Raw genomic sequence first — 23,763 nt, 5'->3', positions numbered from 1 at the left:
CCGCCGCCTCGACTCGTACGCGTACGAGTGTTGGCGCTACACGCTGAAGGGCGAGCCCTGCCGGGACGCTTACTTGGACTTTCCCATCGGGTAGGGGCCAGGCCGTGACCAGGTCGGGTGTGGTCCGGATCGGTGCCCGGTGCCGGCGGCTACGGCCCGGCGGGGCCGCCGGGGGTGGGGAGTCGCTCATCTCCCGTCGGCTGGTCGCCCGCCGCCAGTCGGTTGAGAACTTCCCCAGGGGTGAAGCTCCAGCCGACGAGCCGCGGCCCGCTCCAGTTGATGCCGATCATGTATCCCTCTCGGGCGGCATCGGGCAGATCGCGATCGCGCCAGACATCCAGGGGCATGGAGGCAACACGTAGCCCGTGCCCCCAGGTGCTCGCCGCTCTCTGCGCGCGGGCCGAGGTCGACCAGTAGGGCAGACTTCGCGTGCCGTCCTCGGAGAGGGGGGCCGGGCTTCCCTCGTCGTCACGGACGAACCAGACCAGTCCGCTCCGACGGGCGTCCCGGAAGAACGCTGCTGCCTGCGCACCACTCTGGCTCATGTCACGTGAGCCCAGCTTTCGGTCTTACGCCCGTCAGGTCCCGATGCCGTGGGCGAGCAGGCTCTCGGCCGTGTCCTCGATGGTGTCCTCGATGGGACGGGCCCGCCAGCCGAGGAGGCGCTCGGCCTTGGCACTGGTGGCGTCGAGGTCCCGGCCCAGTTGGTGCCTCAGCAGGCGCAGTTCGGGGTTCACGGCGCCCAGGGTGCGGGCGAGCCATACGGGCAGTTCACGGGTCGGCGCCTTGGCGGCGCGGTCGCCCAGGCGCTCGTGCAGGACGCGGGCGATGTCGAGGACGCGCAGGCTGTGCCCGGCGATGGCGAGGAAGCGTTCGCCGGCGGCAGTCGGGTCGGTCATCGCGCGCAGGTGCAGATCCGCGACGTCCCGAACGTCGACGAACCCCATCCCGAAGGGAGGGCACGCGGGCACCCGGCCTTCGAGCATCCTGCGCACGAGACGCAGGGACGGCGGGTCGTCGGGTCCGAGGAGGGGGCCGAGAACGCCGACGGGATGAATTGCCGCCAGTTCCAGAGTGCCGCCCTCCTCCTTGACGAACTGCCAGGCGGCGCGCTCGGCCAGTGTCTTGGACCGCTGGTAGGGCGGGATGTCGCTGTCGACATCGGTCCAGTCCTCCTCGGTGAAGGGTGTCGAGCGTGGCGGATGCCCAATTCCCACGGCGCCGAAGGCACTTGTCAGAACGACCCGACGCACGCCGGCGTCGCGCGCGGCACGCAGCACCCGCAGGACGCCCTCCCGAGCCGGGACCACCAACTCGTCGTCGTTGGCCGGGGCGAGGCGCAGGGTGGGTGAGGCGACATGCAGGACGTAGTCGCAGTCGGCGACGGCGTCGTCCCAGCCGTCGGGACTCTCGAGGTCGGCGCGCACGACCGTGAGACGGTCGTCGTCGAACGACGTGGCCGCGTGGAGCCAGGAGCGCAGTGCGGGCTCCCGCTGCGGGGTGCGTACGGTGGTGCGGACGGTGTGCCCTGCGTCGAGGAGGGCGAGCACGCACCAGCTCCCGATGAAGCCGGTCCCTCCGGTGACCAGTACCCGTGTCATCTGTGTCTCCTCAACTCGCGAGTCGGGTGTCGTACGGCGTCAGCGGGCGGGTCGCTCGACGCCGGTGGGCGGCGGCCAGGCTGCTTCCGAGGAGGGCGTGGCCGATCATGATGGGGTAGATCACGGCGCGTTCGAACATGCCCACGTTCCACATCCAGCCGGTCCAGACGTCGGCCATGAAGAGGGGGAAGGCGAGCAGTCCTGCGGTGCCGAGCGCGATGCTTGCGCGGGACCGGCCCCTGCTGAGACCGGCGCGGGCTCCGGCGGATCCGACGACGATCGCCATGATGTTCCCGGTGAGCATGACGGCCTGCGCGCCGACGGTGTGGAACACGATCAGGCCGTTGTGGACGTTCGCGTTCGAGCCCTGGAAGATGCCGACTAGCGAGACGCCGGTACCGGCGAGGACGGCGAGCACCACGACGAGGGTCGGCCGGAGGCCCTTGCGCGGGTCGAACACGAGGAACGCGCCGACGATCAGGAGGACGCCGTACACCACCCAACCGGTGTCCATGACGGCGCCGAGGGGTGAGTTGGCGGCCTGGCCGAACGCGGTCTGCGGTGGGCCGGTCAGTCCGAGGTGGCTGACCCAGTTGTGCAGCGGCGAGTACGGCGGGTCCTGCCATGCGGCGGCGGTGACGAACTCGGCGGTCCAGGACACGAGCGGGCCGAGGAGGATGAGGAGGGCTCCGGCGCGGGCGGCCGCGCCGGAGCGGACGATGGGGTTCATGCCAGGGCCATGCCTGGGACGCGCTGTCGGATGGCCTCCATCTCGGCCTCGTCGGACACGCCCTGCCAGTCGTAGCGGGGGGTGTACGGCGTTTCCAGGGCGCGTACCTCGTCGTCGGTGAGCTCGATGTCGAGGGAGGCCACGGCTTCGTCGATCTGCCGGATCGAGCCGGCCCCGACCAGGGGAGCGGTGACGACGGACTGGCGGCGCAGCCAGGCGAGGGCGATCTGCGCGCGGCTGGCGCCGTGGGCGTCGGCGACCTGGCCGACCGCGTCGATGATCGCGCGGTTGGACTCCTCTTGGGCTGGCGAGTAGAGCAGGTCCGCATAGGCTCCGTCGGACTCGGAGCGGGCCGTCGAGCGGGCGTCGTCCCAGCCCCGGGCTAGGCGGCCGCGGGCCAGCGGCGACCAGATGATCGTGCCGACCCCTTCGTCCAGGCACAGCGGGATCATCTCTCGCTCCTCCTCACGGGCGAGCAGGTTGTAGTGGTTCTGCATGGACACGAACCGTGCCCAGCCGTGCTGCTTCTGCAGGTTGAGGGCCTTCGCGAACTCCCAGGCGTGCATGGACGAGGCGCCGAGGTAGCGGACCTTGCCGGCCTTCACGAGGTCGTTGAGCGCTTCGAGCGTCTCCTCCCAGGGGGTGGAGTGGTCGTTGCGGTGGATCTGGTAGAGGTCGATGTAGTCCGTGCCCAGGCGGCGCAGCGAGTGGTCCACCTCGGTCATGACCGCCTTGCGGGACAGCCCCCGTCCGTTCGGCCCGAGCCGCATCGGGTGGCGCAGCTTCGTGGCGATCACCACGGCGTCGCGGTCGCCGTACTCCTTCAGCGCACGGCCGAGGATCTCCTCGCTGGAGCCGTTCGAGTACATGTTGGCGGTGTCGAAGAAGTTGATGCCCGCGTCCAGGGCGTGCCTGATGAGCGGGCGTGCCTCCTGCTCGCCCTTCGACCAGACGGGGTGGCCGCGGTCGGGCTCGCCGTAGGTCATCGCGCCGATCGCGACGGGGGACACGTCGAGGCCGGTGGTGCCGAGCTTGATGTATCGCATGACGCTCCTTAAAGTATGTGGAGAGCTCTCCAGATAACGTAGTGGAGAACTCTCCACTTAGCAAGGGGAGGTCTTGTGGTCCGTTCGGACGCCCGTGAGAACAGGGCGCGCATCCTCGCTGCCGCACGTGAGGCACTCACCGCGGACGGCAGCACGTCGATGAACCAGATCGCCCAGCGCGCCGGAGTCGGCGCCGGCACCCTCTACCGCAACTTCCCGACGCGCGAGGCGCTGGTCCTGGCCGTCTACCAGGACGAGGTCGCCCGCATCATCGGTACCGTGCCGGGGCTGCTGGAGAAGATGCCACCGCTGGAAGCGCTCCGCCACTGGACGACCGACCTCGTCGAGGCCATGCGCAGGAAGCACGGCCTCGGGGACGCCCTCAGCCCGGGCGCGCACCAGGCGATCAGCGAGCAGAGCTACGGCCCGGTCGTCGCCGCCATCACGGAACTCCTCGACGCCGGCAAGAAGGACGGAAGCATCCGCGAGGACGCCGACCCCGGCGACTTCCTCCAGCTCACGGGCGCCCTCTGGCGCGCCGCGCCCGGCCCGGAGGACCGCGCACCCCGCATGCTCGCGCTCATCCTCGACGGACTCCGCCCACACCGGTAGCCCCACGGCACGTCGTCATGTGGAATGCCCCGGGGCACAGGGTCCCGGGGCATCGACGTATGCGATCCGCGGTAGGACTGTCCTGCTCGGCGCAGCCCAGCAACCGGCTGGCGAAGAGTGTGTCGCTGGCACCCTGCTCCCAGGAGACCGCTGCTGGAAGAAGGGAAGCCGCCGCCGATGAGAACCCACGTTCGGCACATCGGCGACGGCTTGCCTTCTCAGAACCAGTGCAGGCAGTGCGGAGGGTGGTCGGAGCTGAAGAGGGTGTCGGCCAGGGGGATCGCGTCCGGGTGGTGGGCGTGGATGTGTCCGGCGCGTACGAGGGTGCTGGGGGCGGTGCCGCCGAGGTAGATCGAGCCCAGGTCGTTGACGTTCAGGGAGAGGTCGGGATCCCGGTCGGTCGGGACGCAGTCGGCCTTGCCGTCCTGGACGGTCAGGAGGTAGCGGTTGTGCTCGTCGAGGAAGGGATCCTCGACGTCGAGGACGAGCTCGCCGTCCGTGAACCAGCCGCGTGCGGTCAGCGCGCGTGGGATGTCCAGCAGGCGTACCCAGAGCCAGTCCGTGTCGCCGCTCACCTCGGCGGCGCGAAAGTCCGTGAGCTGCCAGCGCAGCGGGTGCCGGGGCGGGACTTGGTGGAACACGACCTGGGAGACCAGGTCGTGGTCGAGCACGAAGCGGGCGAGGGCGGTGAAGACGGAGTCCTCGCAGGTGATGATCTCGTCGACCTTCAGGCTCCGGGAGTCGTCGAGCGAGTAGCTGGCGTACCCGTCCGGTACACCGTCGGAGTCCCGGTGGACGGCGATGTAGCGCGGTGTCGGCGAGATCGGGGGCTGTCCCGCGCCCTGGGCCCACCAGCGGTGCGGCCGGGACAGCGCGCCGGGCTGGGCGCGCCGGTACCGGTCGTAGACCTCCTCCAGGATCTCGCCGCAGTCGGCCCGGCGCAGCACCTCGATCGTGCCGTCGTCCCGGCCGGCCGCCGGTGGGTCAGCCGCGGCGGCGCGTGCCCGGGGGACGGCGATGGCGGACCGATGGCGCTGCACGGTCAGCCGCTGGGTGTAGGTCGCCGGTCCGTAGCCGAACCTGCCGTAGATCAGGGCTTCGGAGGCCAGCAGGACGGAGAGGAACTCCCCGCGCTCCCGCAGGTTCGTGAGCTGGTGCCGCATCATCGCGCTGAGCACGCCTTGCCGTCGGTGCGAGGGCAGGACGCCGACGGCGGACACGCCGGGGGCCGGGGCGAGAGTCCCGCCGGGCAGGGTGAGCTCGAAGGCGTACGTGGCGGCCGTACCCATCGGCCGTCCGTCGGCCGTCCGGGCGAGCAGACAGCGGTCCGCTTCGAGCGCCGACCACCAGAGCCCGCCGCCGTCGGTCGGGGTCTCCGGGAAGCGCCCGAACGCGGCGTGGACGGTGTCGACGAAGACGTCGAAGTCCTTCTCGGTCGTGGGACGTATCTCCATCGCGGCCGCTGCCTCCTCGGGGTCCGGGCCGCACGACTGGTGGGGCCTGGCCACAGTGCAGCGGTGGCCCGCGGCCCGGTCAAACGAATTACGGGCAGGCCCTACCGCCCGTGCACCTGCTGCTGGTTGGACCGGTGGGGAGCGTAGAGCCAGTCCGCGTGCGGTCCCAGACGTGCGTCGACGGGTTCCTCCCCGCGCCGGAGCGCGTCGAGGTACGCGCGGTCGGCGGCGAGACGGGCCGCCACCTGGGGACCCTGGGCAACGGCCCCATGACCGGGGATCACGACATCGACTTGCCTGGCCGCCTCGTCCAGCCGGTCGAGCGCCTCCTCGTAGGCGTCCACCTGATCGTCCTGGCGTACGTCGAGGAGCGGGACAGGTACGTCGGAGAGCATGTCTCCTACGCCCAGGACGCCACGGTCCGCGAGGAGGATCGCTGCGTGGCCGACGGCGTGTGCCCGATGTTCGATGATCCCGCCCATGAAGGGGCCGTCGGTCGCCGGCAGCGGGGTGAGAAGCCCGACCAGGTCGAGAGGGACGTCGGACGCGCTCTGCGCCGCCATCGCCCGCGCCCGCTCCCTGGCCTCGGCGGCCACCTGCGCGGCGGCGGGAGTGGCGTAGCGCGGCACGTCACCGAACCGGGGATGCCAGAGCAGGTGGTCCCAGTGCGGGTGGGTGCAGAACCCGGCGACCACCGGGACACCGAGCTGGTGCACGGCGTCGGCGAGCTGGTCCAGCTCGGAGCCGTTGATGCCGGGATCGATCACGATCAGCCCGTCGTCTCCCCGTACCACGACGGAGTTGCTCCAGACCCACTCGCTCTGCCGGACCCAGACACCATCGGCCACCTGGTGCAGCTTGCCCATCTCTACTCCCGTCGGTCGGTCACACTGGTGAGACTGCTTGGGGCGGCCGCACTCATCGGTCGAGGGGGAGAGTCGTTCGCGGTTGGAGCGGCTGGAGCGGGCGTTCCCGTGTCCGACGCCGCCCGCCGGGTCGTGTACGTGCCCGGCGTGCAACTGGTGTGCGGCGGTCCAATGGGCGTGGTCGAGGAGGCGGCGGCCTTCGAGCAGCCGCCGTTCGTCGATGACCTCGCGTGCCCCCTTGCCGGTGGCGGCCCGGACGGCGCGGCTCAGTGTACGGACCGAGCAACCGGGCGTAGTCCTCGACGTGATGCAGCTCGCGGATTCAACTCCAAGGCGTCCAGGAAGCGTTCGCAGAAACACGTGACCGAGTCGTACCGGCTGGTCGGCGCTCAACTCCCCCTTTCCGGGCGATCCGTTGACCCGTTCACCTACGCCCGCCGCGCGTGACGCCGCGGCGGAGCAGGCTGCGTCAGGCGTCGGCGGCAGGGCGTGGTTCGCCGCGGAACACCTGGCCGGTGTGCCAGGTGAGATGGTCGGCCGCGACGCGGCGTACGCCGGGCTGCGGCCCGACCAGCGGACGTCCAGCCAGCGCGACGACCTGCTCGCGAGCGGCGGGGCTGTGGCCGACGAAGCGCTGTGAGACCAGGATGCGGTGATGGTCGTCGACGCCGAGGACGCCCTTGTCGAAGAGCCTGTGGTGCAGCGAGCACAGGCACAGACCGTTGTCCACGTCGTCCGGGCCGCCGAACGCCCACCAGCGGACATGCGCGGCCTCCAGGCCGACCGGGACGGTGCTGATCCTGCCGTCGTAGCCGCAGAAGGCGCACCGGTACTCGTAGGCGGTCAGCACGATCTCGCGCATGCGCCGGTCCCGTTGCCTCCTCCGCAGGGACGGAAGGTGCTCGGGCAGGGTCGCCTCCGCTTCCAGGCCCACGGCTTCGCGCAACTCCTCGTGCAGAGACGGCGGGAAGTGCAGATCGAGCAGCAACTGGGCCATCCGACCCAGGAGTTCGGGGTCGCTGTCCAAGGCGGTTCTGAGTTCCGGGGCGAGCCGCCCCGCGGCACCGCTCTGGCGGAGATCCCCCACCCCGCTGCCGGGGCTGCCGTGCCCACGGTCGGTCCGCACCTCCCACACCCCGTCGCTCACCAGATGGTGGAACGGGTACGAGGGTGATGTCCTGTTGGGCGGCCCGTACTCGGTCAGCAGCCGTTGCAGATCCTCCTCCACCGCGGTGTACCGCAACGCGCTGTCCGCGTCCTCCTGGTACCGGCCCATGGCGTACAGCAGGAGCAGCGGCTTGTGCGGGGCCCGGGTGCCGTTCCTGGTCCACTGCCGAAGCTTCGCGAGGCGTTCGAGCCAATCCATGGGAAGTGATCGTAGTGATGGCTCCGCTGCCCACGGCCGGCGTCCTCGGGCAGCCGTGCGTGGGCCTCACCCCGACCTCGTCACCGCCAGCCAGACGGTCACGGCTGTGACGGCGATGAGCCCGACGTTGAGGGTGATCCGGCGGTCCTCGCCGGTGAGGTGGACGGCGATCGCACCGACCTGAAGGAGCAGGAAGCCGATGGCCGCGGCCGGGGCCAGTGCGGGAGCTATGCCGGTCAGCGGTGGCAGGACCAGGCCCGCCGCGCCGAGGAGTTCGACCGTTCCCAGCGCCCTCACGAAGGTCATCGGCATGCGGTCGACCCAGGCCATCATCGGCCGTAGCTGCGCGCGGCTGCGGGTCACCTTCATGGCGCCCGCGTAGAGGTAGAAGAGGGCGAGCAGTCCCGCGACGATCCAGTAGGCGATGTTCATCGTTTCCGTTCATGGGCTGCCGGTTTCCGGCGCCCGTCGATGGGCGGAAGAGGTCTGGAGAAGGTCCGGGCGGTGCTCTGCGGGCCCGGCCGGGCAGAAAGCTGCCGGGCCCCGCCCGTCAGCGGTTCGACCTCAGGCAGGCTCAGTGGCGTAGCGGCTCATCGTCTCGATGTTGGCCTGTGGCGTCAGCGGCCGGCCCTCGGCGAGCACGTCCTGCAGATCCCGGAAGTACTGCACGTACAGGTCGGGGGTGAAGGTGCTCAGCATGACGGCGGGTTCGTCGGCCACGTTGGCGAAGGTGTGCGGGGTGCCGGGCGGAACCATCACGAGCGTGCCCGCGGTGGCGTCGTGGTCCTCGTCCCCGACGGTGAACCGCACCCGGCCGGAGAGGATGTAGAAGCCCTCGTCGTGCTGGGCGTGGCGGTGCTGGGGCGGCCCCTGGGTGTGGGGGGCGAGGACGGACTCGGCTATCGCGAGGCGGTGCCCGGTGCGGCTGCCGTCCTCCAGAACGCGCATGCGCGTGGTGCCGAGGACGATCGTCTCGCCGTCGCCGGGGCCCACCACCGAGACGGCGGGGGCGGACTGGGCTTCGCTGGTCCTTGCTGTGTCGGTCATGCCCCGAGTCCACCGCCGGTACCTCGCAGGTGTCCAAGACCTGTCCTGCGGTGCCGATACCCGCTGGGTATGGTTGCAGCGTGGAGCTACGGACCTTGCGCTATTTCGTGGCGGTCGCCGAGGAACTCCACTTCGGCCGGGCCGCGACCAGGCTGCACATGAGCCAGCCGCCGCTGAGCCGGGCGATCAAGCAGTTGGAGGCCGAGGTCGGGGCCCTGCTGTTCGCCCGCTCGCCCGCGGGTGTCACCCTCACACCGGTGGGCACCGTGCTGCTCGACGAGGCGCGGGCGCTGCTCGAACACGCCGACCGCGTCCGCGTGCGCGTGAAGGCGGTGGCCGGCGTCACGACCCTCACCGTCGGCATCCTGGGGGACGGCACCGATCCGGGAGCGACCAGGCTGGCCGCCGCCTACCGCCGACGGCATCCCGGTGTCGACATCCGCGTCCGTGACACCGATCTGACCGACCCGACGTGCGGGCTGCGCGCCGGACTGGTCGACGTCGCCCTGACGCGAGCCCCGTTCGACGAGACCGCCCTGACGGTGCGTGCGCTGCGCTCGGACCCGGTCGGAGTCGTCCTGCGCGCCGACGACCCGCTGGCCCGTCGCGACCGGCTGCGGCTGGCCGACCTCGGCGATCGGCGCTGGTTCCAGTTCCCGCGGGGCACCGACCCCCTCTGGCAGTCGTACTGGAACGGCGGGACACCGCGCGAGGGCCCCGTGGTGCGGGGCGTCCAGGAGTGCCTGCAGGCCGTGCTGTGGAACGGCACGGTGGGCGTGGCCCCGCTCGGACACGACCTGCCCGCCGAACTGGCCGTGGTGCCGTTGATCGACATGGCCCCGAGCCGGGTGGTGGCCGTGTGGAACGAAGGCGACACCAACCCGTTGATCCGATCCTTCGTGGAGATCGCGACGGGGGCGTACCGCCACTGAGGGCCGGCAACCGGTGCTGCCGCTGCTCGTGCACCGGTTGCCGTCGCCGTCCAGGGACGCGGTCGCCGAGGCGGGAAGGTCAGTTGACGCGGGCCAGAGGACCGGCGCCGACCGGCTGGGCGGCGGCATGCGTGTCCGAGACGTACGGGGAGTGCCACCGCTGGATCGGGTGGACGCGTTGCGGCTCGGTGCTGTCGGTGCGCAGCACCATCAGCGTGCCGTCGCCCCAGCGGGCCCAGCCGTGGCAGGAGAGCGGGGTGGCGACCTCCTTGCGGATCATGTTGTAGGGCAGCAGCAGGGTGCGGCCTTCCGCGCGGGCGTGGAAGGCGAACAGCACGTCCTCGCCGTTGGGGGAGCGGATCTCGCGCTCGAACTTAAGCCCTGTCGTGTCGACCTCGTACGTCTTGTGGGCGCCTGTGGCCAGGCAGTAGCCGCCCGGGAAGACGATGCCCTGCTCCTCCGGGAGGCGACGACAGGCCTGTCCGATGCCGTCGAGGCGTACGGCGGTCCTGGTGAGGGTGTTGAAGACCAGGTAGCGGTAGGTGTCCTCCTTGTAGGGGCGGACGCGCAGCAGGATCAGGGCGCCCACGCGCGCGTGGGCGATGTCGGCGTCGGCGAGCGACTGGAGGGGCTCGTCGACGGGCTCGGCGTGGATTCCCTCGGCGGTCTCGGTGTCGTTGTCGACCTTGACGGTGAGGGTGCCGCCGAGGGTGTCGACGAAGACCTCACCGAGGACGGAGACATGGGGATGGCGGCCGAGGACGTGGTCCTCGCTCACGGCCGGGACCCATGCGAAGAACGTGGGAGGGCGGGAGGACGTGGTCGCGGTCGCCGCGCGCGTCGAGGAAACCCGCTCGGCCGTCGTCGGTGAGCACCCAGCGCAGCACGCGGATGTCGCCGGCCCTCTCGCCGGTCTGGAAGACGGCCAGCAACTTGCCTTCTATGCGGCGCAGTTGGAGCAGGCGGGCCTGCCGGTAGTAGCGGTGGAGGGCGTCGAACTCGCGGCGGAACGCCGGATCGTCGAACAGGCCGGGAACGGCGTCGTCGGACAGCCGGTTCAGGTCGCGGTCGTACAGGGCGAAGACGTCACCGACGGCGGTCTCGGCGGTCGGACCCAGGAGGACGTGGTGGCCGAACAGCAGCGTGTCGCCGACGGTGACGATGTCGCGGGGTACGCAGGCGTGCTCGGTGCGCAGCCGCTCGGCGCCGGCCAGTTCGAGCCGTGCGGAGCCGAACTCCTCGGTGCGGCTGGCGTTGAGCTCCTCCGCGCGGCGGGCGAGGTCGGCGGCCTGCGCGGAGAGCCGGTCGCGCAGCACCTCGTACGTGCCGGTGTCCAGACCGGTGGCCATGGGGTCCCTCTCGGAAAGGTCGGATGGAACGCGGTCCGGAGCTGCCGTCCCCTGTGCGGCAGCTCCGGACCGCCGATCGTCAGCCCCCTGACGCTGCCGTCCAGGGCGGCGAGGGAGGTGTCCGCCAGCCCCAGCTCACCTGCTCTGTCGAGCAGTTGGCGGAACTGCCCGGCGTGGTCCCCGCCGGTCTTCATCATGTGCATCAGCAGGGCGGAGACGGTCAGGTTCTGTACGTCGGCCGTCGAGACCGAGCCGAGGACGCGGCTCAGGTCGTCGGTGAAGCTGGACGTGCCGTCCAGCCAGGGTTTCGTCAGCGCCTGGGCAGTCTCGGAGTGCTGGACGAAGGCGTCCACGCCCTTGCCCAGCGCGATCGAGGACATCAGCCGGTCGAAGAAGACCGACTCGCCGCCGACGATGTCAGCCGCGAGCGCGGCGACTGCCGGGGTCGAACGGAGTCCCTGCCGCCAAGTCCTGGCGTGAGACGTCGTATTGACACGAGAAGCGCCTGGCGAGCGAAGCCGTGAACCCGGAGTTCACCCACCAGGCGCCGAGCACGGACAGCGCGAGCAGCCCGAGCCGGGCCAGGACGGAACCGAGCCCCGTCCAGCCCATCCGCTCCAGTGCGACGGTCCCGGCGAGGCTGACGAGCCAGCCGCTCACCGTGACGACGGAGGCGGCGACGGCGACCGGTACCCCTCGCAACGCCCGGGCCAGTGCCGGGGCGTCGGCGTCGAAGTCGTGTACGTGGGCCCGGCCCAGCATGACCAGGAGCCAGAAGCCGAGCGCGACGACCAGCGGTGAGGTGAAGACGACGGCGGGGAACTGCGCGGCCGCCTCGATGATCTCCAGCATTCCGCTCCCCCCCGAGTTCCGCTCAAGCGTCCAGGTTCCCGCGGACGTTGCCGGGGTCGGACGCGGGACGCAGCGGCGGCTGCGCCGTAGCCATTGTGAAATGGCTTGCGGTGGCGGCGCATTGCCGTGTTCCGGCAATCTTGACGTCTCGTTGATGCCGGACTGTGATACCTCGGACAGTCGACGCGGACGGGTCGGCACCTTGCCGCGCCCGTCGCCCGCTCAGGCCCCGCGGGGGTCTGTCACTCTTGTCCCCCGTGCGGGGGCAGTTCGCCGGCACCGGGTCATGAGGACAAGAGGAGAGGAGGCCAGGTGGCCGGGCGTGAGGTACCCGACGAGTATCTGGACGGCTATCCCCGGATACTGGCGGAGGCGTCCGAGACGGGCCGCCGGCTGACCAGGGACGAACTGGAGTCCCTCCGCGCCCGGGGAGAACGCGCTGCCGAGGCGGGGTTCGGGCTCCGAGCACTGGTCCGCCGGCATCTGTCCGTGACTCGGGAGCAGTGGCCCGCTCTGTGTTCCGCGGACGCCGAACACACGCTGGCCGTCGTCGAGCAGGCGATCGACGCCTTCGTCGAGGGCCATGAACGCGCCCAGCGACTGGCGGTGCGCCAAGAGGAGGGCATCCGCCGCGAGTTCATCGACGACCTGCTCTACGGCCGCAGCGACCTGGGGCGCCTGGCGGAACGCGCCGAACGCTTCGGACTGCTCCTGTCCCGGGCACACGCGGTCGCCGTGGCCCGGGGCGGCGCACCGATGGAGGACACGCATCCCGCCACCCGGCAGGTGGAGAGCGCCCTGATCGGCAGGTTCGGCGAGCGGCGCATCCTGGTCACGACGAAGGACGGGAGGCTGGTGTGCATCGCCCCCGGAGAGCAGGAGGAGGTGCTGGCGTACTTCGCCAAACAGGCGTACGGGGCCGCCGACGGTGGCCAGGTCGCCATCGGGCGTCCTCACCCGGGCGCGGGGGGAGTGGTCCACTCCTACGAGGAGGCCCTGAACGCCCTGGACCTGGCCGAGCGGCTGCACATCGAGGCGCCGGTGCTGCGCGCGGCCGACCTCCTCGTCTACCCGGTCCTGGCTCGTGACCGACAGGCCATGGCCGATCTCGTGCACAACACCCTGGGGCCGCTGCAGGCCGCGCGAGGCGGGGCCCAGCCGCTGGTCGACACCTTGACCACGTACTTCGACTCGGGGTGCGTCGCGGCCGAGGCGGCGCGACGCCTGAAGCTGAGCGTGCGGGCCCTCACCTACCGCCTGGATCGCATTCACAAGCTCACCGGCGCCGATCCAGCCGATCCCTTCGACCGTTACACCCTCCAGACGGCGGCGATCGGTGCCAGGCTCCTGGGCTGGCCGGACAACGACGTGTGACCTGCTGCCGGCCACCGTCGGCGCTTCACTGATCGCGAGACGGAGGGTGCGTCCAGTGGTCCAGCAGCTCGTGCAAGGTTCGCCGGAACGCGCCCATGAGGTGGCAGCACAGGGGGCCGCCGTGGGGGAGGGGCACGGCACTCTCCCGGGTCATCGTCTCGAAGAACTCCCGTCCGTCGCGGGTCTGTGAGGTCGTGCTCCACCGGAAGCCGGGGCAACGGGCGAGGACGGAGTGGACGAGATCGCGGCCCAGCCCCTGACGCTGCCGGGCGTCGCAGACCCAGACGTCCAGGATCCGCCCGGTACGACAGCTCCGGCAGGCCCGGAAACGCAGCCGCCCGACGACGTGTTCCTCGTGGTCGAGCAGGACTATTTCCGTCGCCGTGCCGGGCAGAGCGGTGCTTAGGCCGTTCAACTGCACCTCTTGGTGGTCTTCGTCTTCTCATCCTCGGGAAGGCCGATCGGAGGACACTATGGAGCACGTGTGTGTGGCGTGTGAAGGTGTCGGTCGGTGCGATCTGTACGGCGCCGGCCCGACAGGCCGACGACGTGCGCGGACCTCCCGGCGCCCGACGATCGCCGCATCGAGTACCCGGTCACTCGGCGCCGGAACGGCCCCGCCCAAGGGCGACGGTGGGCCTCCGAGGGCGGGCCGCGCTCAGTGTCCCGTCCCGGTGGACGTCGTCAGCGAGGCGGGACCGACGGGAGGACGTCGGGGGTGGTGCGATCGACCTTGGCGGCGTCCGCGAGGGCCGCGGCGGCTGCCTGCGCGGCCTCAGCCGTGTCGTCGGCGGCCCGTTCGGCGCTGTCGTCCGAGGGCTTCTCGCGGGTGGCCGGGGACTGGGGCAGCACCTCGGTGAAGGCGCGGGACACACCCTGGAGCGCGGAGGTGATCTCGCTGGGGATCACCCAGAAGTTGTTGCCCGAACCCTGCGCCAACTGGGGCAGCGTCTGGAGGTACTGGTAGGCCAGCAGTTTGGGGTCGGGGTCATTGCGGTGCACGGCCTGGAACACCTCGTCGATGGCCCGGGACTGGCCCTCGGCCTGGAGGATCGCAGCGGTACGGTTGCCCTCGGCGCGCAGGACGGCGGCCTGTTTGTCGCCCTCGGCGGTGAGGATCTGCGACTGGCGCTGGCCCTCGGCCCCGAGGATCGCGGCACGCTTGTCCCGCTCGGCGCGCATCTGCTTCTGCATCGCGTCCTTGATGGACTGCGGCGGGTCGATGGCCTTGATCTCCACTCGGTTGACCCGCAGCCCCCACTTGCCGGTGGCCTCGTCCAGGACGCCACGGAGCTGGCTGTTGATGGTGTCCCGCGAGGTGAGGGTCTTTTCCAGGTCCATGGATCCCACGACGTTGCGCAAGGTGGTCACGGTGAGCTGTTCGACCGCCTGAAGGAAGTTCGCGATCTCGTAGAACGCCGCTCGGGGGTCGGTGACCTGGAAGTACAGAACGGTGTCGATCTCGACGACCAGGTTGTCCTCGGTGATCACAGGTTGCGGCTTGAAGGAGACGACCTGCTCCCGGAGATCGATCACCGGATGGACCCGGTCGATGAACGGGATGACGAGGCTGAGCCCCGGCGTCAGGGTCCGGTGGTAGCGACCGAGCCGCTCGACGTTGCGAGCGCGTGCCTGCGGCACGATACGGACCGCCCGCACCACGGTGAAGACCGCGATCAGTGCGACGAGCAGGCCGGCAATGAGGAACGCCGAGGTTTCCATGGTTTCAGTCCCGGGGGTAGACGAGGGCGGTGGCGCCGCAGATCTCCATGACGTCGACTGTCTTTCCAGGCGGAATCACCAGCGTCTCGTCGTAGGCGCGGGCCGTCCATTCCTCGCCGTCGATGCGGACCCTGCCGCCGAGGCCCGTCACCTCCGAGAGGACGTAGGCGGGCTTGCCGACCAGAGCGTCGATGCCGAATCGTTCCACTTGGGGGCGGAGCAGGTGGCGCAGCGCGATGGGGCGTACGAACACCACGGTGCCCGTGGCGACGAGGGTGAACACCAGAAACTGGAAGGGCAGCGGCAGCCCGAGGGCTGCGGTTCCCGCCGTGACCAGTGCGGACACACTCAGCATTCCGAGGGCGGCGGTGAGGGTGGCGATCTCCGCCACAGCCAGCACGGCCGCGATGATCAACCAGATCAGAGATGGATCCATGGCGTGCCTCTTCTGACCGGTACGGGTGCGGAAGGGCCTGACGTACCCCATTGGACCCCGACACCGGACGGCGGCGATACCCCTGGAAGGGAAACCCGCGTGTCCGGGCCTCCAGATGTTCGGTTTCCGCCCTGCACGGCGCCCCGGGCCGGGACGGAGTCACACCCCCGCCCACTGAGCTCGCTCAGGACTGCCGGGGGGCCACCTGGCCGTGCGCGGGAAGGCCCAGCGCGTCTGCGACAGACGTCAGGGCGGTTCCCAGCGGGAGGCTGACGCGGGTGTGGGCGAGTGCGTCACCGCGGGTGGGGTCCCGGTTGATGATGAGGACGCGCTTGTCCGACTGGGCCGCCTGACGGACGAACCTGAGTCCGGACATCACCGTGAGCGAGGAGCCCAGGACCAGCACCGATCTCGCCGCTCGCACCATCTCGCGGCAGCTCTCGATCCGCTGCGCCGGCACCGGCTCGCCGAAGAACACCACGTCGGGCTTGAGGATGCCGCCGCAGTCCGCACAGGGCACGACGCGGAAGTCGGCGACCTGCTCGTCGGACAGATCGGCGTCACCGTCGGGGTTGATCCCCGCGGCCACCGGCCGGTACCCCGCGTTGGCCTCTTCCAGCCGTCCGGCGAGGTCACGGCGCGAGCTGATGGCACCGCAGGCCAGGCACCGGACTCTCGCCAGGCTGCCGTGCAGTTCCACGACCCCCTCGGCGCCGGCGGCCTGGTGCAGACCGTCGACGTTCTGGGTGATCACCCCCGAGAGCAGACCGTGCCGGGCGAAGGCGGCGACGGCCTCGTGCCCGGCGTTCGGACGGGCGCGGCCGAAGGTGCGCCACCCGAGATGGCTGCGGGCCCAATAGCGTCGCCGGGCCTGCGGTCCGGCGGTGAAGTCCTGGTACGTCATCGGCGTGTGCCGACTCAGACTGCCGCCCTCGCCCCGGTACGCGGGGATGCCCGACTCCGTGGAGATGCCCGCCCCGGTGAGCACCAGCACACCGCCGGCGCCGAGCGCGTCGACCACCGGCTCGAGGTCGGTGGTGCCCGGCGGCAGGTCCGGGGGAGGGGTCCAGTGCAGTGTGGGACGGGTCCGCATGGGTGCCAGGGTACGAAACCGGGCCCGCGTCGTCGTACGGGCGGATAGCAGAAGGCCACTGACCCATGCAGGGGCGCATGGGCGGTGGTGCCGGGGCGACGGCCTACGGGGTTACGCCGAGTCCTGGTCGAGCAGGTAGCCGATGGCCTCGACGACGTCGTCGACGGTGTGGTGCGGGGTCACCAGTCCGTCGGGCCAGGGGCGGCCGGTGACCCAGATGGTGCGAAGTCCCGCGTCGTGGCCGCCGACGATGTCGGTCTCCGGATTGTCGCCGGTCATCCAGTCCCCGGGAGTGAGCTGTGTACCGCATCGCGCGGCGGCGAGCTCGAAGAGCCGCGGGTCGGGCTTGCGTATGTCGATGTCGCCGGACGCGGCGATCCCGTCGATCAGGTCGGACAGGCCGGTGGCGTGGATCTTGGCACGCTGGATGTCGCTGGCGCCGTTCGTGGCGACGCCGATGCTCCAGCCCGCCTCCTTGAGACGCTCCAGGCTGTCGAGGACGGCAGGGCGGCACTCCATGGAGGCCGCCATACGGTCGATGTAGACGCGCCACAGATGGTCGGCGCTCTCACTGACGGGGAAGGCGGCGCGCAGCCGGTCGAAGTCACCGCGCTCGGCGTGGTCGGCCAGCTCGGTCAGCAGCCACCGCTCGATCTCCGGGCCGTAGGCGTGGTCGTGGCTCAGGGAGGTGATGGCATCGGCGAAGGCGCCGGTGCGGTCGACCAGAGTGCCGTCCAGATCGAAGATCGCGAGTTTCACGATGATGGACCCTACTTGCCGCGGCGAGTGACCGGTATGGGGCTGTCCTGCTTCGGCCGCGGTGGGGGCGGCCGGTCGGGCCCCGCGCTGACATGGGAGCGAGTCGGACGTGGCGCGGCGGTGGCGGGTAACTCGCGGTGAGGCCGCGTGAGTTGGGTGCGCGTGCTGACGTCGCACGGTGGGTTCCGTAGTACCCGTGCCAGGTCCGCGCCCAGACCCGAGTTCAGGCCTCTGTTCAGGCCGTAGCCGCGTGCCAGGTCCGTTCCCTGGCCCCTGTTCAGACCTCCAGCGTCTCTGTGGCGCGCTCCCGGGTGTTGGCGGCGGGGGCGATCAGGATCGCGGAGGCGACGAACACCAGCACCGCGACCATCGCCGTACGCAGCCCGTAGTGGTCACCCAGGAAGCCCAGGGCCGGTGGTCCGACGAGGAACGCGACGTAGCCGATGATGGCGACCAGGGAGACGCGCGCGGTCTGGTCCGGGCCCGAGTCGCCGGCCGCCGACAAGGCCACCGGGAAGCCGAGGGAGGCCCCGAGCCCCCAGAAGAGAACGGACGTCGCCGCGACGGCCACGTTGTCGGAGAAGATCACCAGGACGAGCCCGAGGGCACCGGAGAGGGCGCTCGCTCGCAGGACGGTGGCACGCCCGAAGCGGACGAGGAAGAACGTGCCGCAGAAGCGGCCCAGTGTCATCGCGGCGGCGAACCCGACGTAGACGAGGGAACCGGCTGTGGCGTCCAGGCCGTGGCCGTCCACCATGAGCAGCGGCAGCCAGTCGTTGGCCGCTCCCTCGGCCAGTGCCATGGCCAGCACGATGGCACCGATGAGGAGCAGTTTGCGGTCCTTCCAGACCTGCGGCCCGGCGTGCTCGGTACCACGGTCGGCGGTCCGGCGCCGCGTGCTGAGACCGACACCCTTCGGCAGTGCGCGGGAGGCGTGGATCAGCATCCCGGTGGCGACCAGTGTGATCGCGGCGAGGTGCCAGTGGACGGGGACGTCCGCGGCCGTGGCTGCCATCCCGGCCAGGGCGCCGACTACCGTGCCCAGGCTGAAGCAGCCGTGCAGGGTGGGCAGTACCGGTGTGCCGGTGATGCGTTCGACGTCGGCGCCGTCCACGTTGACCGCCACCTCGCCGGAGCCCATGCCGGCGCCGAACAGGAAGAGCCCGGCTGTGACCAGGGGAGGCGACGAGGCGGCGCTGCCGGCGCCGATGACGATCGTGGCCGAGACGATCAGGGTGGTGCCCAGCACGATCACGGGCCGGGTGCCGAGGCGCTCCACGAAGCGGCCGGAACACAGGATGCCGATCATCGATCCGACGGACAGGCCGAAGAGGATCAGCCCCATCTCCGCGGTGGAGGCGCCCAGTTGGTCCCGCACGTCGGGGGTGCGCGTGACCCAGGAGGACATGGCGATGCCCGGGAGGAAGAAGAACAGGTAGAGGGCTTGGCGGCGCCGGCGCACGGCGGGGTCTGTCAAGAGGGGGCTCCGCGGGGCTCGTGAGTCGGTGCGGGCCGGCGGCGGGCCCCACGTCCATCGGATATGTACAAATGTACATAATCGCAAGGCGTGAGAGAAGACGGGAGATCACTGGGATGGCGGTGGTGACCGCGGACGGTTCCATCCGCCCATCCGCCCATCCGTCCCATCGGCTCATCCGTCCCTGCGGCGCGTACGCGGGTCTCCATGAGGCGGGCAGGCGGCGTGCCTCGCTGGGCGGCACTCGTGCGGCGGCCCGGGGGGGGGGCATCCGCGGCATGCGTGAGGACCGGGCATCCGCACCGGCGCTGCCTCCCCCCCCGGAACGCTATTGAGGTTGCTCGCGGCGCGCCGTGGCGAACCGGCGCTGGTACGCGGTCGGGCTGATGGACAGCTCGCGGGCGAAGACGCGGCGCAGACTCTCGTAGCTCGGGAAGCCCGCCATGGACGCCGCCTGGGTGGCGGTGTGCCCCTGGTCGAGGAAGGACTTCGCGATGTCGAAGCGGATCGACTCGACGTAGCGGGCGGGCGTGGTGCCCAGCTCCTCGCGGAACAGCCTGGTGAGGTGGCGCGTGCTGACGTTGAGCCGTCCGGCGAGCGCGGCGAGCGAGTAGTCGCCGGCGGGATCCGCGGTGACGATGTCGACGACTCTGCGCAGGGCCGGTGACCGGGGCGGTGAGCCCTGCAGGGGCGCGGAGAACTGTGACTGGCCGCCCGCCCGCTGCAGGTAGACGACCAGGGAGCGGGCCACCTCACGGCTGACGTCGGGGCCGTGGTCCTCCTCGACGAGCGCGAGGGCCAGGTCGATGCCCGCGGTGACGCCCGCAGACGTGTACATCTGGCCGTCGCGCACGTAGATGGCGTCCGGCTCGACGCGGGCCTTGGGGTGCCGGCTGGCGAGTTCGGCGGCGATCTTCCAGTGCGTGGTCGCCCGCCTGCCGTCCAGGAGTCCCGTCGCGCCGAGGACGAAGGCGCCGGAGCACACGGAGGCGACCCGGCCGGCGTGCGCCGCGAGCTGCCCGGTCGCTTCGGTCAGGTCGCGCGTGACCGGGGTCCTGGGATAGACGGCCCCGCCCGGGACCAGGAGCGTGTCGGGGTCCGGCTGCGTGGCGGCACTGCCGTCGACGGCGATCCGCATGCCGATCGAGGAGGTGACGTCGGCGCCCGTCGTCGACACCACGGAGATCCGGTAGTCGGCGCCGAGGAGGTTCGCCTCCCCGAAGACCTCGGCCGGGCCGACGACGTCCAGCAGCTTGACCCCGTCGTAGACGAGGATCGCCACGCGGTGCGGGGTGGAGCTCACTGGCCCACCCTGGGATGACCGGATTCGAGGGGGTCATGGCCGGACGGAGGCGGCGCCGAGGGCCCTGAGGTCGGCAGTGTGGAGAACGGGCCCACGGTCCATTCGTCGTACTCGTCGTACATCGCATCGGAAAGCGCGGACATCATGACCGACATCATCGCAGGGGTGGAAATACCCGGGACCTCGGCCGTCGCGGAGGCCACGGAGTTTCTTCGGGAGAGGACGAATCCGCTGATCTTCCACCACTCCCGGCGGGTGTTCCTCTTCGGTTCACTCCACGCGCGTGCCAGGGGACTGCGGCCCGATCCCGAGTTGCTGTACGTCTCGGCGATGTTCCATGACGTGGGCCTTCTGATCCCGTTCCGCGACGCACAGCAGCGATTCGAGGTGGACGGCGCCGACCACGCGCAGAAGTTCCTGCTGGCACGCGGGTTCTCCGAAAGCGCCGCCGACGTGGTCTGGAGGGCGATCGCCCTGCACACGACGCCGGGGATTCCGGGCCGGATGGACCCCGAGGTCGCCGCCACGAACTACGGCGTCCTGACCGACGCCATCGGCTGGGGGCTCAACGAACTGGAAGGTGACCGGACCGACGAGATCGTCGCCGCTCATCCTCGCGGCGATTTCAAGAAGGAATTCCTGCAGGCATTCGTCGACGGCCTCAAAGACCGCCCGGACACCACCTACGGAACCGTCAACGCGGACATCCTCGAACACTTCGTGCCCGGATTTCGACGTACGTCCATGGTGGAGCGGGTCCTCGATGCTCCCTGGCCGCAGTGACCCGGATCCCGCCCGTTCGGAACCCCGAGACGCCGTTGGGCCCCAACTCCGGACGGCGCCCTGAAGCCCTCACCCACCACAGAGCACACCACGAAAGGGAAATCATGCAAGCCATCACTGTCCGGGATCGCGAAGCCGGGATCGAGGGACTGACCCTGGAGGAGCTTCCCCCTCCGCACGCCGCCGAGAACGACGTCATCCTGCGGGTGCACGCCGCCGGCTTCACCCGGGGCGAGCTCGACTGGCCCGCCACCTGGACCGACCGCGCCGGCCGCGACCGTACCCCGAGTGTGCCCGGACACGAGGTCTCCGGCGTGGTGACGGAACTCGGATTCGGCACGACCGGCCTCACCGTCGGCCAGCGCGTCTTCGGACTGGCCGACTGGACCCGCAACGGCTCGCTCGCCGAGTACGTCTCTGTGGAGGCCCGCAACCTCGCCCCGCTGCCCGCCGACATCGACCACACGGTGGCCGCCGCACTGCCGATCTCCGGCCTGACCGCCTGGCAGGGTCTGTTCGACCACGCGCGTCTCACCATCGGCCAGACCGTCCTGATTCACGGTGCCGCCGGCGGCGTCGGCTCGATCGCCGTGCAGCTCGCTCACGAAGCGGGCGCCCGGGTGATCGGCACGGGCCGCTCCGCCGACCGGGACACCGTCCTCGCGCTGGGCGCGCACACGTTCCTCGACGTGGAAGCCGACGAGTGGGAGAACTCGGGCCAGGTCGACGTCGTGTTCGACGTCATCGGCGGTGACGTCCTCGACCGCTCGGCCGCCCTCGTACGACCCGGCGGCACACTCGTCAGCATCGCGCAGCCGCCCTCCGTGCGCCCCACCGACGGTCACGCCGTCTTCTTCGTGGTCGAACCCGACCGCGCCCGCCTCGCCGACCTCGCCCGGCGTGTGCGGGAGGGCCGACTCAAGGTACGCGTCGGCGCGGTGCGGCCGCTCGCGGAAGCGGTCGAGGCCTTCACCTCGCGCGAGCGTGTCCCTGGACGCACGATCATTCGCGTGGCCGAGGACTGAGGACGGTGAAGTCGGCAGGGCGGGCAGGAGCGAGGTCGCCCGCTGATCCGGGCGTACGGTCGCGGGCTCGTCCAGGAGCTCGTCCAGGAGCTCGCCCTCACCGCCCGCGGCTTCCTTGCCGTACAGAAAACCCTTGGTGAGGGGCGTGTTGGTCATGCCAAGCTGATGGCTGACCAAGGGGTGTAGCTCAGATGGCCAGAGCGCCGGTCTCCAAAACCGGATGCCGCAGGTTCGAGTCCTGCCACCCCTGCCGGATCACACGCCTAGCTTTCCGGCGTGAGCTCGTCCTGCGTGACCCTGTGCCGGGTGCGCAGACGGGAGATGAGCGGTCCGCCGTAGCCGGCGGCCAGCGGGGCGAGGAACCACAGGACGTAGGCGTAGGAGATCGCCCACGCGAGACCGACGCTCAACAGGAACCAAAGGCCCACCGCCCAGGAGCCGTTGGCGTGTCTACGGGCTTCTGTGACATCGCCGATGACGAGTCCCGCGGCGACCGAGACCTCCTTGAGGGCGACCTCGCAGAAGACGATGCCGGCCATGGTGCCGGCGAAGAGCGTCTGGGCCATCGGATTGGTGAGGGTGGCACCGATGACGGCCGTCGGGAAGGGGAGGAAGGCGACCAGCAGCAGGAACGGGGCATGCCAGGACGCGAAGGTCTTCGACAGGACACGAACGCGGTCCATCAGTTGGTGGTGGCGGCGCCACACCGACCAGAGCAGGACGAAGGCCAGGGCGAACGCCAGATACGAGCTCCGCTGGTCCAGGAGGAAACCGCCGAGCGCGTCGGCAGACTTCAGCGCCTCCGCGTCGGGGCGCTCCAGCTCCACCGCCAGCAGTGTCATCGCGATGGCGAAGATCGCGTCGGTGAAGAAGGCCAGTCTCTCGGGCGAGAGCCCTGGTTCCGGCCGCACATCCTCGCTCATCCGAACTCCCCAGGATCAAGATCGTGGATCGATCGTAGGGAGGGCGGCGGTGAAATCCCTGGCTTGGCTCCACGATCAGGCTGGACGAATCCACGCCGTTCACGCGCTGAACGAGGACTCCTGGACGCGCGGGCTGGCATGCTCGACGTGTGTCGAGAGGGGTTCCGGTGGGGGACGAAGTACAGCGCGACCAAGAACAACGCGAAGTCGCGCCCGGCGAGGTCACGGTGGGCGGCCAGCTCGCCCACGCGCACAACGTCGTGACCATGATGTTGGAGGCCGGCGGGGTACTCGCTGCGACGACGTTCCTGCAGTCGTTCGCGCAGCACTTCGGCACGCGGCTGGCCGGCACCCTCGATGGTGTCGCCGTACGCCGGTTCCTGCGCCGCCAACAGGAGGACGCCGGCGCCAGCCCCGCCCTTGCGGGGTTCGAACTGCGGACGGAACAAGGCTGGCGGGTCTCGATGTCGACCGACCTTCCTCCAGAGGCGCTCGTGCAGTTGCGTGACCTCTGCGAGGCCGCGCCGCCGGTCGCGGAGATCTCGACCCTCCTGATCAACTTCGGAAGAGGCGGCTGGGAAGCCTGGGGCGTCGCTGACGGTGAGTACGCGCGCTACCTCTGGAAGCCGGAAGAGAAGACCTGGGTCACCAGGTAGGGCGACGGAACGGGGAGTTGCTGAGCGGCCGGCCGCGGGCAGCGCGACCGGGCAGGCCCATCCCGTCGGCCCATGGCAACCCCCTCCCGGAGGGCGTGGTGACGAAGGTCCCCAAGCGGGGCCTGATCTCCACCAGCCCCTCGGTCTGCAGTTGCTTGAGGGCTTCGCGCACCGGCGTACGGCTGACCCCGAACTCCTCCGCCAGGGCCAGCTCCGAGAGCGGAGCGCCGGGCTCGATGTCGCCCTTGATGATCCGCCGCCGCATCTCGGCGATCACCCTGGCCTGCACCGAGCCGTTCTCGGTCCAGACGCTGAGGATCCGGCCACCCCCTCCCAGGCGGTGGGCCGTTCCGACCG

The 23,763-nt window shown here is 70.6% G+C and carries 25 protein-coding genes, 1 tRNA gene and 3 pseudogenes; 7 read left to right on the top strand and 22 right to left on the bottom strand.

Annotated features, from left to right (window positions below; all coding sequences use genetic code 11):
* Positions 1-149: 149 nt before the first annotated feature.
* Genes ACZ66S_RS35090 through ACZ66S_RS35075 form a run of 4 tightly spaced genes read right to left on the bottom strand, consistent with a single transcriptional unit; the run spans position 150 to position 3,377 of the window.
* Positions 150-545, bottom strand: coding sequence for a DUF2750 domain-containing protein (locus ACZ66S_RS35090; protein WP_469905602.1), 396 nt, complete (start codon positions 543-545; stop codon positions 150-152).
* 33 nt (positions 546-578) lie between these two features.
* Positions 579-1,601 (bottom strand): SDR family oxidoreductase, encoded by a 1,023-nt coding sequence (locus ACZ66S_RS35085; RefSeq protein ID WP_469905601.1) that lies wholly within the window; start codon positions 1,599-1,601, stop codon positions 579-581.
* A gap of 10 nt (positions 1,602-1,611) precedes the next feature.
* Entirely contained in the window at positions 1,612-2,331 is a 720-nt protein-coding gene (locus tag ACZ66S_RS35080) for a DUF998 domain-containing protein (protein ID WP_469905600.1), read from the bottom strand.
* Positions 2,328-3,377, bottom strand: coding sequence for an aldo/keto reductase (locus ACZ66S_RS35075; protein WP_469905599.1), 1,050 nt, complete (start codon positions 3,375-3,377; stop codon positions 2,328-2,330). Before ACZ66S_RS35075 ends, ACZ66S_RS35080 begins: the two co-directional genes overlap by 4 nt.
* A 75-nt stretch (positions 3,378-3,452) precedes the next feature.
* On the opposite strand from ACZ66S_RS35075, the gene ACZ66S_RS35070 reads away from it, so the two are divergent.
* Positions 3,453-3,989 (top strand): TetR/AcrR family transcriptional regulator, encoded by a 537-nt coding sequence (locus ACZ66S_RS35070; RefSeq protein ID WP_469905598.1) that lies wholly within the window; start codon positions 3,453-3,455, stop codon positions 3,987-3,989.
* A gap of 218 nt (positions 3,990-4,207) precedes the next feature.
* Here the strand turns inward: ACZ66S_RS35070 and ACZ66S_RS35065 are convergent, their stop codons facing one another.
* The 6 genes and pseudogenes from ACZ66S_RS35065 to ACZ66S_RS35040 all read right to left on the bottom strand — a co-directional run bounded on the left by ACZ66S_RS35065 (position 4,208) and on the right by ACZ66S_RS35040 (position 8,722).
* A complete protein-coding gene (locus ACZ66S_RS35065; protein WP_469905597.1) occupies positions 4,208-5,443 on the bottom strand; it encodes a GNAT family N-acetyltransferase in 1,236 nt (411 codons plus the stop codon).
* Between the two features lie 101 nt (positions 5,444-5,544).
* On the bottom strand, positions 5,545-6,309 hold the full coding sequence (locus ACZ66S_RS35060) for an MBL fold metallo-hydrolase (RefSeq protein WP_469905596.1): 765 nt from the start codon (positions 6,307-6,309) through the stop codon (positions 5,545-5,547).
* 162 nt (positions 6,310-6,471) lie between these two features.
* A pseudogene (locus tag ACZ66S_RS35055) lies at positions 6,472-6,656 on the bottom strand (helix-turn-helix domain-containing protein); the annotation flags it as partial.
* A 122-nt stretch (positions 6,657-6,778) separates the two neighbouring features.
* A complete protein-coding gene (locus ACZ66S_RS35050) occupies positions 6,779-7,675 on the bottom strand; it encodes a phosphorothioated DNA-binding restriction endonuclease (protein ID WP_469905595.1) in 897 nt (298 codons plus the stop codon).
* 66 nt (positions 7,676-7,741) lie between these two features.
* On the bottom strand, positions 7,742-8,107 hold the full coding sequence (locus ACZ66S_RS35045) for a DoxX family protein (protein ID WP_469905594.1): 366 nt from the start codon (positions 8,105-8,107) through the stop codon (positions 7,742-7,744).
* A gap of 132 nt (positions 8,108-8,239) precedes the next feature.
* Complete coding sequence (locus tag ACZ66S_RS35040; protein WP_469905593.1) at positions 8,240-8,722, bottom strand: cupin domain-containing protein; 483 nt, start codon at positions 8,720-8,722, stop codon at positions 8,240-8,242.
* 80 nt (positions 8,723-8,802) lie between these two features.
* On the opposite strand from ACZ66S_RS35040, the gene ACZ66S_RS35035 reads away from it, so the two are divergent.
* On the top strand, positions 8,803-9,654 hold the full coding sequence (locus ACZ66S_RS35035; RefSeq protein WP_469905592.1) for a LysR family transcriptional regulator: 852 nt from the start codon (positions 8,803-8,805) through the stop codon (positions 9,652-9,654).
* Between the two features lie 85 nt (positions 9,655-9,739).
* Here the strand turns inward: ACZ66S_RS35035 and ACZ66S_RS35030 are convergent.
* The 3 genes and pseudogenes from ACZ66S_RS35030 to ACZ66S_RS35020 form a co-directional block, all read right to left on the bottom strand.
* A pseudogene (locus ACZ66S_RS35030) lies at positions 9,740-11,003 on the bottom strand (DNA repair ATPase); the annotation flags it as partial.
* Positions 11,004-11,089: 86 nt separating this feature from the next.
* Positions 11,090-11,422 (bottom strand): annotated as a pseudogene (locus ACZ66S_RS35025) (flotillin family protein); the annotation flags it as partial.
* Entirely contained in the window at positions 11,421-11,855 is a 435-nt protein-coding gene (locus tag ACZ66S_RS35020; protein ID WP_469905591.1) for a hypothetical protein, read from the bottom strand. The gene ACZ66S_RS35020 and the pseudogene ACZ66S_RS35025, both read right to left, overlap by 2 nt.
* Before the next feature lie 312 nt (positions 11,856-12,167).
* Between ACZ66S_RS35020 and ACZ66S_RS35015 the strand changes: the two genes are divergently transcribed.
* Entirely contained in the window at positions 12,168-13,229 is a 1,062-nt protein-coding gene (locus ACZ66S_RS35015) for a PucR family transcriptional regulator (RefSeq protein ID WP_469905590.1), read from the top strand.
* 25 nt (positions 13,230-13,254) lie between these two features.
* Here the strand turns inward: ACZ66S_RS35015 and ACZ66S_RS35010 are convergent, their stop codons facing one another.
* The 7 genes from ACZ66S_RS35010 to ACZ66S_RS34980 all read right to left on the bottom strand — a co-directional run bounded on the left by ACZ66S_RS35010 (position 13,255) and on the right by ACZ66S_RS34980 (position 20,019).
* Positions 13,255-13,644 (bottom strand): GNAT family N-acetyltransferase, encoded by a 390-nt coding sequence (locus ACZ66S_RS35010; RefSeq protein WP_469905589.1) that lies wholly within the window; start codon positions 13,642-13,644, stop codon positions 13,255-13,257.
* Positions 13,645-13,913: 269 nt separating this feature from the next.
* The gene (locus tag ACZ66S_RS35005; protein WP_469905588.1) at positions 13,914-14,951 is read right to left on the bottom strand and encodes an SPFH domain-containing protein; all 1,038 of its coding nucleotides are present in this window, start codon (positions 14,949-14,951) and stop codon (positions 13,914-13,916) included.
* Positions 14,952-14,955: 4 nt separating this feature from the next.
* Complete coding sequence (locus tag ACZ66S_RS35000; protein ID WP_469905587.1) at positions 14,956-15,387, bottom strand: NfeD family protein; 432 nt, start codon at positions 15,385-15,387, stop codon at positions 14,956-14,958.
* Positions 15,388-15,571: 184 nt separating this feature from the next.
* Positions 15,572-16,480: an NAD-dependent protein deacetylase gene (locus tag ACZ66S_RS34995; protein ID WP_469905586.1), complete on the bottom strand. Its 909-nt coding sequence runs from the start codon at positions 16,478-16,480 to the stop codon at positions 15,572-15,574.
* Positions 16,481-16,591: 111 nt separating this feature from the next.
* Positions 16,592-17,239, bottom strand: coding sequence for an HAD family hydrolase (locus ACZ66S_RS34990; RefSeq protein ID WP_469905585.1), 648 nt, complete (start codon positions 17,237-17,239; stop codon positions 16,592-16,594).
* Positions 17,240-17,516: 277 nt separating this feature from the next.
* Positions 17,517-18,779 (bottom strand): MFS transporter, encoded by a 1,263-nt coding sequence (locus ACZ66S_RS34985; RefSeq protein ID WP_469905625.1) that lies wholly within the window; start codon positions 18,777-18,779, stop codon positions 17,517-17,519.
* Between the two features lie 265 nt (positions 18,780-19,044).
* Complete coding sequence (locus ACZ66S_RS34980) at positions 19,045-20,019, bottom strand: GlxA family transcriptional regulator (protein ID WP_469905584.1); 975 nt, start codon at positions 20,017-20,019, stop codon at positions 19,045-19,047.
* Between the two features lie 144 nt (positions 20,020-20,163).
* On the opposite strand from ACZ66S_RS34980, the gene ACZ66S_RS34975 reads away from it, so the two are divergent.
* From ACZ66S_RS34975 to ACZ66S_RS34965, 3 genes are all read left to right on the top strand, one after another.
* Positions 20,164-20,802 carry an HD domain-containing protein gene (locus ACZ66S_RS34975; protein WP_469905583.1) on the top strand — a complete coding sequence of 213 codons (639 nt, stop codon included), beginning with the start codon at positions 20,164-20,166 and terminating at the stop codon, positions 20,800-20,802.
* 104 nt (positions 20,803-20,906) lie between these two features.
* Positions 20,907-21,827 (top strand): NADP-dependent oxidoreductase, encoded by a 921-nt coding sequence (locus tag ACZ66S_RS34970; protein WP_469905582.1) that lies wholly within the window; start codon positions 20,907-20,909, stop codon positions 21,825-21,827.
* 176 nt (positions 21,828-22,003) lie between these two features.
* Positions 22,004-22,077, top strand: a tRNA-Trp gene (locus tag ACZ66S_RS34965).
* Positions 22,078-22,090: 13 nt separating this feature from the next.
* Here the strand turns inward: ACZ66S_RS34965 and ACZ66S_RS34960 are convergent.
* Positions 22,091-22,750: a TMEM175 family protein gene (locus ACZ66S_RS34960; RefSeq protein ID WP_469905581.1), complete on the bottom strand. Its 660-nt coding sequence runs from the start codon at positions 22,748-22,750 to the stop codon at positions 22,091-22,093.
* A 167-nt stretch (positions 22,751-22,917) separates the two neighbouring features.
* Between ACZ66S_RS34960 and ACZ66S_RS34955 the strand changes: the two genes are divergently transcribed.
* Positions 22,918-23,406: a hypothetical protein gene (locus ACZ66S_RS34955; RefSeq protein ID WP_469905580.1), complete on the top strand. Its 489-nt coding sequence runs from the start codon at positions 22,918-22,920 to the stop codon at positions 23,404-23,406.
* Here ACZ66S_RS34955 and ACZ66S_RS34950 read toward each other — a convergent pair.
* Positions 23,396-23,695: a GntR family transcriptional regulator gene (locus ACZ66S_RS34950; protein WP_469905579.1), complete on the bottom strand. Its 300-nt coding sequence runs from the start codon at positions 23,693-23,695 to the stop codon at positions 23,396-23,398. The genes ACZ66S_RS34955 and ACZ66S_RS34950 overlap by 11 nt on opposite strands.
* Positions 23,696-23,763 lie beyond the last annotated feature (68 nt).

Source organism: Streptomyces sp. NPDC107471, assembly GCF_055582845.1.
The sequence above is the reverse complement of the archived record's forward strand: the minus strand, read 5'-3'. Positions and strand labels throughout refer to the sequence as shown.

Excerpts from the sequence above, each read along its gene's own strand:
- ACZ66S_RS35090 (WP_469905602.1), bottom strand. The coding sequence starts at position 545 with ATGAGCCAGAGTGGTGCGCAGGCAGCAGCGTTCTTCCGGGACGCCCGT.
- ACZ66S_RS35085 (WP_469905601.1), bottom strand. The coding sequence starts at position 1,601 with ATGACACGGGTACTGGTCACCGGAGGGACCGGCTTCATCGGGAGCTGG.
- ACZ66S_RS35080 (WP_469905600.1), bottom strand. The coding sequence starts at position 2,331 with ATGAACCCCATCGTCCGCTCCGGCGCGGCCGCCCGCGCCGGAGCCCTC.
- ACZ66S_RS35075 (WP_469905599.1), bottom strand. The coding sequence starts at position 3,377 with ATGCGATACATCAAGCTCGGCACCACCGGCCTCGACGTGTCCCCCGTC.
- ACZ66S_RS35065 (WP_469905597.1), bottom strand. The coding sequence starts at position 5,443 with ATGGAGATACGTCCCACGACCGAGAAGGACTTCGACGTCTTCGTCGAC.
- ACZ66S_RS35060 (WP_469905596.1), bottom strand. The coding sequence starts at position 6,309 with ATGGGCAAGCTGCACCAGGTGGCCGATGGTGTCTGGGTCCGGCAGAGC.
- ACZ66S_RS35050 (WP_469905595.1), bottom strand. The coding sequence starts at position 7,675 with ATGGATTGGCTCGAACGCCTCGCGAAGCTTCGGCAGTGGACCAGGAAC.
- ACZ66S_RS35045 (WP_469905594.1), bottom strand. The coding sequence starts at position 8,107 with ATGAACATCGCCTACTGGATCGTCGCGGGACTGCTCGCCCTCTTCTAC.
- ACZ66S_RS35040 (WP_469905593.1), bottom strand. The coding sequence starts at position 8,722 with ATGACCGACACAGCAAGGACCAGCGAAGCCCAGTCCGCCCCCGCCGTC.
- ACZ66S_RS35020 (WP_469905591.1), bottom strand. The coding sequence starts at position 11,855 with ATGCTGGAGATCATCGAGGCGGCCGCGCAGTTCCCCGCCGTCGTCTTC.
- ACZ66S_RS35005 (WP_469905588.1), bottom strand. The coding sequence starts at position 14,951 with ATGGAAACCTCGGCGTTCCTCATTGCCGGCCTGCTCGTCGCACTGATC.
- ACZ66S_RS35000 (WP_469905587.1), bottom strand. The coding sequence starts at position 15,387 with ATGGATCCATCTCTGATCTGGTTGATCATCGCGGCCGTGCTGGCTGTG.
- ACZ66S_RS34995 (WP_469905586.1), bottom strand. The coding sequence starts at position 16,480 with ATGCGGACCCGTCCCACACTGCACTGGACCCCTCCCCCGGACCTGCCG.
- ACZ66S_RS34975 (WP_469905583.1), top strand. The coding sequence starts at position 20,164 with ATGACCGACATCATCGCAGGGGTGGAAATACCCGGGACCTCGGCCGTC.
- ACZ66S_RS34970 (WP_469905582.1), top strand. The coding sequence starts at position 20,907 with ATGCAAGCCATCACTGTCCGGGATCGCGAAGCCGGGATCGAGGGACTG.
- ACZ66S_RS34960 (WP_469905581.1), bottom strand. The coding sequence starts at position 22,750 with ATGAGCGAGGATGTGCGGCCGGAACCAGGGCTCTCGCCCGAGAGACTG.